The sequence below is a fragment of the Mesorhizobium sp. M7A.F.Ca.US.014.04.1.1 genome (genome assembly GCF_003998745.1).
Lineage (GTDB): Bacteria > Pseudomonadota > Alphaproteobacteria > Rhizobiales > Rhizobiaceae > Mesorhizobium > Mesorhizobium ciceri.
This window is the reverse complement of sequence record NZ_RZRW01000317.1, coordinates 1-6,844: the sequence shown is the minus strand read 5'-3', so window position 1 is coordinate 6,844 and position 6,844 is coordinate 1. Positions and strand designations below refer to the sequence as shown.

Sequence of the window (6,844 nt, the reverse complement as noted above, 5' to 3'; positions counted from 1 at the left end):
TCCCGGCGCGGCCGGCGCTCGACCGTTTCCAGCCGGGCCGGCAATTCAGCCATGACGCTGCGGCGCGTTTCCGGCGTCATCCCGATCCAGGCGCCGATTTCCTCGCGCGTGCGGCCGCACCCGAAACAGAAGCCGGTTTTCATGTCGATCGAACAGACCAGGATGCACGGGGATTCGATGGCCGTCATGACTTTCTCTTGGGCTTCCATCCGCAATCCCTTGTTCCACCTCCACATGGTGCAACGGCAAAGCCAATGCAAGCCCTCGCGATTGCGCCCTTCGGGGCCGGCTTTGCGGCAAATGCAGGCCCATCATCCCAGAGGTTGTGCCAACCCCGCAAGGCGGCTATGCCGCTTACCAAATCCAGGGAATGATCGATAACAAGATGACCAGCGCACTGCCTTTCGACGATTTTCGCAACCTGTTGGCCAATCTGCCGGCGGCCGACACGGCAGCCGAGACCCGCGTGCGCACGCTGTTTGCCAAGGCCGAACCGGGCAATTCGCTTGGCCGCATCGAGGACATCGCCGCCTGGCTGGCCGCCTGGAGCGGGCGGGCTCCGCCCGCGGTGACAAGACCGCTGATGGCGGTCTTTGCCGGCAATCACGGCGTCACGCGCCACGGCATTTCGCCACGGCCGGTGGCGGCGACCGCCAACGCGGTCGAACTTTGCGCCGCCGGAGGTGCCGCGATCAACCAGATCTGCATTGCCTACGATCTCGGGCTTAAGGTTTTCGATCTTGCCCTGCACATCCCGACCGCCGACATCACCGAAGAGGCCGCGCTTGACGAGCGTGGCTGTGCCGCCACCATGGCCTTCGGCATGGAAGCGATCGCCGGCGGCACCGATCTTTTGTGTCTCGGCGATCTCGGCGTCGGCAACTCCACCGTCGCCGCCACCCTGTTTGCGGCGCTGTTCGGGGGCGGGGGCGCCGACTGGGCCGGCCCGGGGTCAGGCGCCGATACGGCGATGCAGGCACGCAAGGCGGACGTGGTCGATGCGGCGCTGGCTTTTCATGGCGGCCATCTCGGCGACCCGCTCGAGGCGCTGCGCCGGGTCGGCGGCCGGGAATTCGCGGCGATCGCCGGTGCCATTCTGGCCGCGCGGATGCAGAAGATCCCGGTGCTGCTCGACGGATTGGCGGCGACGGCAGCCGCAGCGGTACTGCATGGCGTCAATCCCGCCGCGCTCGACCATTGCCTGCTGGCCAGCCTGTCGCCGGAACCCGCGCATGCACGCGCCGCCCAACGGCTCGGCTTGCGCCCGTTGCTTGATCTGGGCATCAGCCATGGCGAAGGGGCAGGGGCCGCCCTTGCAGCGGGTCTGGTCAAGGCCGCCGCGCTGACCAGTTCGGGCATGGCTGCGGCGGTACGCGGTTAGGGCTTGAGGTATTACCGCCGTCGAGCCGCCACCGCCGCGGTCGGCAATGCTGGCAATTCCTCCATCACCCGGCTCAGCGGGAAGATGGCGATCGCCTCGGTGCCTTCGCGCAGCTTGGAATGAAGTTCGAACTCGCCGCCATGCATTGCGAGCAGCCCTTGCACGATCGGCAGGCCAAGCCCGGTGCCTTGCTCGGCGCTCTTGATGGCGATGGAGCCCTGGCCGAAGGCGGAAAGCACGATCGGGATCTCATCTTCCGGTATGCCCGGGCCATTGTCCTTGATCGAAATGTATTGTCCGCCGCCCGCCGTCCAACCGACACGGACGCGGATTTCGCCGCCGGTGGCGGTGAATTTTATCGCGTTCGACAGAAGGTTGAGCGTGATCTGCCGCACGGCCCGTTCATCGGCGAACAGCCGAGGCAGCTCGTGCTCGAAATCCTGGACGACACGGATATCCTTGTTGCGCGCTCTCAACTCCATCATGTGACAGCAGTCCTCGACGATACCAAGCAGCATCACCGGCTCTTCATTGAGCTGGTAGCGGCCGGCCTCGATGCGTGACAGGTCGAGAATCTCGTTGATCAGGTCGAGCAGATGCTGGCCGGATTCGTGCACGTCATGGGCGTAGTCACGATAGGTGGGATTGCTCATCGGTCCCAGCACCTCGTTCGACATCACCTCGGAAAAACCGAGAATGGCGTTGAGCGGCGTGCGCAATTCGTGGCTCATCGAGGCGAGGAACCGCGATTTCGCCAGATTAGCGTCCTCGGCCCGCCGCCGCGCTTCGTCCGACATCGATTTCGCCGTCTCCAGTTCGGCGATCAGCGCATCCTTTTCGGAGCGGAACGACAGCATCATCAGGGACGAGTGGTTCAGATGACGGGCCACATAGGCGAAAAACGGCAGCGACACGACCAGCAGCGCGGCCATGATCGCCTCGACCGGCATCCATAGCTTGGCGCCGGCATAGGCGTAGAGCGCCACGGGAACGGCAAAGGTCGCCAGCAGCGCGCCCCGCAGAGACGAGGTCATCACCGCGGTCGCCGCCATGGCGAACAACAGCACCACGGCCTTGACGATGTGGAACGGATCGACCTCGCAGACGCTGCAGCCAAGCCACACGAACCAAGCCCAGCCGAGACCGCACAGGAAATGGCCGATCAGGAATTCCCGCCGTGCTTGCAAAGGGTTGAGCTCGGAAGCTTCAGTGCGCTCGATGCGCCGCGCCATGACGGCAACGATAGTGTAGCAGGTTAGCGTGAACAGCGCCCAAAGCCCGATCTCATTGCCGATTCCGGCCAGCCGGCCACCCGCGGCAATCGCCAGCACGAGAAGCGGGATGGCGATGGCGCCGCTTGTCATCGCTCGGGCATGCAGCTTCAGCAGTTCGCGATCGAAATCGGGATTGCCGGCCTGCTGCGAAAGACGGTCACGCGTCTTGCGCACCGCGCGCGCGACATCGCTGTTGCGATGGCGTTTCCTGCGGTCCACAATGAACTTGTCCGCTGTGTTCGAGCGTTGCAAGGGCATCAAAACTTCAATTTATGCGAGCAGCGGTTTCCAAGTGTTAAGCTACGTTCGAATGATTAACCAACCGTTTGCCATATGAGCCGTTCATGGTCGCCGAGGCCGCGCCGGCGATACGTTGCGCGCCCCAGAAGCCTGTGGCGCCGGCTGGTGGATTACGGGCTTGCCGTCATCATCCTCGGACTGCTGATCCTGCTGGCGGCCCGCCTCGACCGGGTGGAGACACGCAAGACGCAAGGCGTGGCAATCATCAACGACGGCGATTCGATCACGCTTGGCACCGAGCGTATCCGCATGCGCGGCATCGATGCTCCGGAATATACGCAGACCTGCCGCAAGAACGGCGCGGACTATTCCTGCGGCACGCTTGCGCGTCAGTCGCTCGTTCGCCTGATCGCCGGCAAGCCCGTCTCTTGTACCGGCTGGCAGCGTGATCGTTATGGCCGGCTGCTCGGCGACTGCACCGCCGGCGGCAAGGATCTCAACCGCGCGCAGGTCGAGGCGGGCTGGGCGGTTGCCTATGGCGACTTCGAGAGCGAGGAAGCCATCGCCCGCGCGGCAAAGGCCGGCATCTGGGCGGGAACGTTCGATCAGCCGCAGAATTGGCGAGACAGCCATCACGGCGAAGTCGTCGAGAAGAAGCACGGCACACTGGCGTCGATCGGCGATGCCGTGCGCGAGATTTTTCGCTTCTGGTGATGCGCATCCTGGAACTGGAACCGAGGACGAACAGGAGGATGGAATGAAGCTCTTCGACGGTGGCCGGGCGCCCAATCCAAGGCGGGTCCGCGTTTTCCTGGCCGAGAAAGGCATCGAGGTTCCGCAGGTGCCCATCGATATGGGCGCGTTGGAACACAGGCAACAGGCGGTCAGCTCGCGCAACCCCTTGCAGCGTCTGCCGGTGCTGGAGCTCGACGACGGCACCGTCATCACCGAATCCGTCGCCATCTGCCGCTATTTCGAGGAGCTGCATCCCGAACCGGCCCTGTTCGGGCGTGGCGCACTCGGCAAGGCGCAGGTCGAGATGTGGCAGAGGCGGATGGAATTCAATTTGCTCAGCTGCGTCACGCAGGCCTTCCGGCACATCCATCCGGCCATGAAGGAATGGGAAATCCCGCAGGTCCCTGAATGGGGTGAGGCCAACAAGCCGAAGGCCGTGGCGTTCCTCAGGCTGCTGGACGGCGAACTGGGCAGCCGGGAGTTCATCGCCGGTGACAGCTATTCGATCGCCGACATCACCGGCCTGATCGCTGTCGACTTCATGAAGCCGGCACGCATCAAGGTACCGGATGAGTGCGCGAATGTGTTGCGCTGGCATCAAGCCGTTTCCAGCCGGCCGAGCGCATCAGCCTGAGAATGACTGCCGAACTCGAAAACCTCGTCGCCAGGGTCCGCGCCTGCCGCATCTGCGTGGAAAATCCGGCCGGCAAGCCGTTGCCGCATGAGCCGCGACCAGTGCTGCGCCCATCATCCACCGCCCGGATCCTGATCGCCAGCCAGGCGCCCGGCACCAAGGTGCATCTGTCGGGCATGCCGTTCACCGACGCTTCCGGCGACCGCCTGCGCAGCTGGCTTGGCGTGACGAGCGACGAATTCTACGACATCGAAAAATTCGCAATCGTCCCGATGGGCTTCTGCTTTCCCGGCCAGGATGCCAAGGGGGGAGACCTGCCGCCGAGGCGCGAATGCGCGCCGGCCTGGCGCGCACCTTTGATGGCCTCTATGCCACGGATCGATCTGGTGCTGACGATCGGTATCTACGCGCAGTCCTGGCACATGGGTGCGGCGCGCCGGCCCTCACTGACGGAAACGGTCATGGACTGGCGCTCCATCTGGGAGAATTCCATCGGTCCGAAAGTGCTGCCGCTGCCGCATCCCTCGTGGCGCAACACGGGCTGGCTGAAGAAGAATCCGTGGTTTGAAATGGATTTGCTGCCTTTTCTGCGTTCGGAAATCCGCTATCGCCTCGGCTGACCTTTCAGCAAGAAATCACTCGCTTTTTGCCCGATCAGCAGAATTTCTTTCTTGTGAAAGGCCTGGATAAGGCAGAGTATAGGCATTCTATTCCCTTGGGAGCACGATATGGATCGCCTCGATAGAAAAATTCTCCGCCTCTTGCAGGAGGACGCGACACTCGCGGTCGCCGATGTCGCCAAGAAAGTCGGGCTGTCGACGACGCCTTGCTGGAGACGCATCCAGAAGCTCGAGGAAGAGGGCGTCATCAAGCGGCGCGTTGCCATTCTCGACCATGAAAAGGTCAATGTGCGCGTCACCGTCTTCGTGTCGATCCGCACCAATTCGCATAGCCATGAATGGCTGCGGCGTTTCTCGGAAGTCATCCAGGAGTTTCCCGAGGTGGTCGAGTTCTACCGCATGAGCGGCGACGTCGATTATCTCCTGCGCGTCGTGGTGCCCGACATCGCGGCCTATGACGCCTTCTACAAACGGCTGATCGCCAAGATCGAAATCCGTGATGTGTCGTCGTCCTTCGCCATGGAGCAGATCAAGTACACGACCGAAATCCCGCTCGACTACATGGTTCTGGACAAGGAATCGGGTGCCAACGCTGCCTGAGCTGAACGTCACATAAAGTCGTCCCGCTTAGTTCTTCTTTTTGTTGAGGAAACTCCAGGGTGAGTTCACCGGCAGCGTGATCGTATCCGGCACGGTCTCGACGCTCACCACATCTGCCTTGCGCACGCTGTAGCCAGACTGGATGATGCTGACGCCGTCGAGGATGAACAGCTGGCTCTTCTCCATGTCCGGCTTCAGCGCGCCGGTGACCGCTACAGGCTGATAGGCCTCGGACATCTTGTAGGGACGGGCCGGCGTAACCAAGACAATCTGGTTGGGCGGCGGCGTCGGCATGTGACTGCAGGCACCCGTCCAGGGTACCAGCAGGAACTGGTAGACAAGATCACCGTCGCGATCGACCGGCAATGCGTAGCCGGCTAGCTGAATGCTTTTGTCCTGAAGATTGACGGACAGCGTTTCGCCATGGTCGGGCAATTTTGCCGCGATCATCGGCAGCCCGACGTTTTCGGCGGCGGATTGCGTAGCCGGACGCAGATCCTTCCAGAATATGTGCGCAGTCTCGGCCGAGGCATCGGCGGCAGCGGACACAAACAAAGCGGCAGCGAGCGCCAGGGTTGATTTTAGAGGATTGCTCATCGGCCGCTTCCTTTGAGCCTCAAGTAAAGACGCCGCTGCCAAAGACGTCAACGCTCGAGGCGCATCACATGTCGGCAGCCACTTCACATGTCGGCGAGATCCTGACATGGCGGAACGCGCGCCGTCAGCCTTTCCTGGCGGCGATCCGCGCGAGCGTCTTGGCATTGGTCAGCTCCCTTACGGCGTCCTTGCCGATCCAGCGCGCCGTCTTGTCTGCCGACTGCGCCAGTCGTTCGGCGACAGCCAGGGCGGCACCGTGCATGTTCATCGATCGCTTACCGATCGACCGAAGCGCCCAGTTCACGGCTTTCTTCACGAAATTGCGGCTGTCGTTCGCGTGCGTTTCGATGATCGGCAGGAAGGAGAGGAAGGTCGCCCCTGGCTCCTGCTTCCGGTGGACGACAGACCAGGCCATCATGGCGAAGGCCGTGCGCCGAACGAACTCCCGCTCGTCGGCCGCAAACTCGGCGATCAGTTCTTTCCAGGCGTCCGTATCGACAAAGAGATCCGAGACGCCGTCGACGATGTCCCAGGAGTCGAAACTCGCCGCCCATCGTCTTGCATCTCCAGCAGAAAACCGTTTCGGGTCAGCCGTGACGGAGGCAATGAACTGCGCCTCCATGATGCCGCTGTCCCATAGCTCGAAGGCGCGCTCGTGGTTGCGTTTGATCGTCCGCGCGATCTGCCGCTGCATGCCGTGCGAGATGCCAAGTGCACGGTCGATCTTGATGCCGTAGCGCAACATGCCGAGGCGGTTCTGCTC

The 6,844-nt window shown here is 62.7% G+C and carries 9 protein-coding genes; 5 read left to right on the top strand and 4 right to left on the bottom strand.

Going from position 1 to position 6,844, the window contains the following annotated elements; genetic code table 11:
• On the bottom strand, positions 1-188 hold a 188-nt coding region (locus EOA22_RS20470), incomplete at its 3' end, for a DUF1289 domain-containing protein (protein ID WP_164755676.1).
• Positions 189-385: 197 nt separating this feature from the next.
• Between EOA22_RS20470 and EOA22_RS20465 the strand changes: the two genes are divergently transcribed.
• Positions 386-1,381, top strand: a complete 996-nt coding sequence (locus tag EOA22_RS20465) for a nicotinate-nucleotide--dimethylbenzimidazole phosphoribosyltransferase (RefSeq protein ID WP_063170237.1) — start codon at positions 386-388, stop codon at positions 1,379-1,381.
• 11 nt (positions 1,382-1,392) lie between these two features.
• On the opposite strand, the gene EOA22_RS20460 is transcribed toward EOA22_RS20465, so the two are convergent.
• The gene (locus tag EOA22_RS20460) at positions 1,393-2,913 is read right to left on the bottom strand and encodes a HAMP domain-containing sensor histidine kinase (protein WP_063167986.1); all 1,521 of its coding nucleotides are present in this window, start codon (positions 2,911-2,913) and stop codon (positions 1,393-1,395) included.
• A gap of 75 nt (positions 2,914-2,988) precedes the next feature.
• Between EOA22_RS20460 and EOA22_RS20455 the strand changes: the two genes are divergently transcribed.
• The 4 genes from EOA22_RS20455 to EOA22_RS20440 all read left to right on the top strand — a co-directional run bounded on the left by EOA22_RS20455 (position 2,989) and on the right by EOA22_RS20440 (position 5,484).
• A complete protein-coding gene (locus EOA22_RS20455; protein ID WP_063167987.1) occupies positions 2,989-3,609 on the top strand; it encodes a thermonuclease family protein in 621 nt (206 codons plus the stop codon).
• 43 nt (positions 3,610-3,652) lie between these two features.
• The gene (locus EOA22_RS20450; protein WP_027161586.1) at positions 3,653-4,264 is read left to right on the top strand and encodes a glutathione S-transferase; all 612 of its coding nucleotides are present in this window, start codon (positions 3,653-3,655) and stop codon (positions 4,262-4,264) included.
• Positions 4,204-4,884, top strand: coding sequence for a uracil-DNA glycosylase family protein (locus tag EOA22_RS20445; protein ID WP_127390177.1), 681 nt, complete (start codon positions 4,204-4,206; stop codon positions 4,882-4,884). The genes EOA22_RS20450 and EOA22_RS20445 overlap by 61 nt, the downstream gene beginning before the upstream one ends.
• Before the next feature lie 108 nt (positions 4,885-4,992).
• The gene (locus EOA22_RS20440; protein ID WP_006205209.1) at positions 4,993-5,484 is read left to right on the top strand and encodes an Lrp/AsnC family transcriptional regulator; all 492 of its coding nucleotides are present in this window, start codon (positions 4,993-4,995) and stop codon (positions 5,482-5,484) included.
• A 27-nt stretch (positions 5,485-5,511) separates the two neighbouring features.
• Here the strand turns inward: EOA22_RS20440 and EOA22_RS20435 are convergent, their stop codons facing one another.
• Positions 5,512-6,246 carry a DUF3299 domain-containing protein gene (locus EOA22_RS20435; protein WP_245478661.1) on the bottom strand — a complete coding sequence of 245 codons (735 nt, stop codon included), beginning with the start codon at positions 6,244-6,246 and terminating at the stop codon, positions 5,512-5,514.
• A partial coding sequence (locus EOA22_RS20430; protein ID WP_127390176.1) for a DNA alkylation repair protein occupies positions 6,206-6,844 on the bottom strand: 639 nt, incomplete at its 5' end. The genes EOA22_RS20435 and EOA22_RS20430, both read right to left, overlap by 41 nt.

Bases quoted from the DNA above. Each gene is read 5' to 3' on its own strand.
- EOA22_RS20465 (WP_063170237.1), top strand. From the start codon at position 386: ATGACCAGCGCACTGCCTTTCGACGATTTTCGCAACCTGTTGGCCAAT.
- EOA22_RS20460 (WP_063167986.1), bottom strand. From the start codon at position 2,913: ATGCCCTTGCAACGCTCGAACACAGCGGACAAGTTCATTGTGGACCGC.
- EOA22_RS20455 (WP_063167987.1), top strand. From the start codon at position 2,989: ATGAGCCGTTCATGGTCGCCGAGGCCGCGCCGGCGATACGTTGCGCGC.
- EOA22_RS20450 (WP_027161586.1), top strand. From the start codon at position 3,653: ATGAAGCTCTTCGACGGTGGCCGGGCGCCCAATCCAAGGCGGGTCCGC.
- EOA22_RS20440 (WP_006205209.1), top strand. From the start codon at position 4,993: ATGGATCGCCTCGATAGAAAAATTCTCCGCCTCTTGCAGGAGGACGCG.
- EOA22_RS20435 (WP_245478661.1), bottom strand. From the start codon at position 6,246: ATGCCAAGACGCTCGCGCGGATCGCCGCCAGGAAAGGCTGACGGCGCG.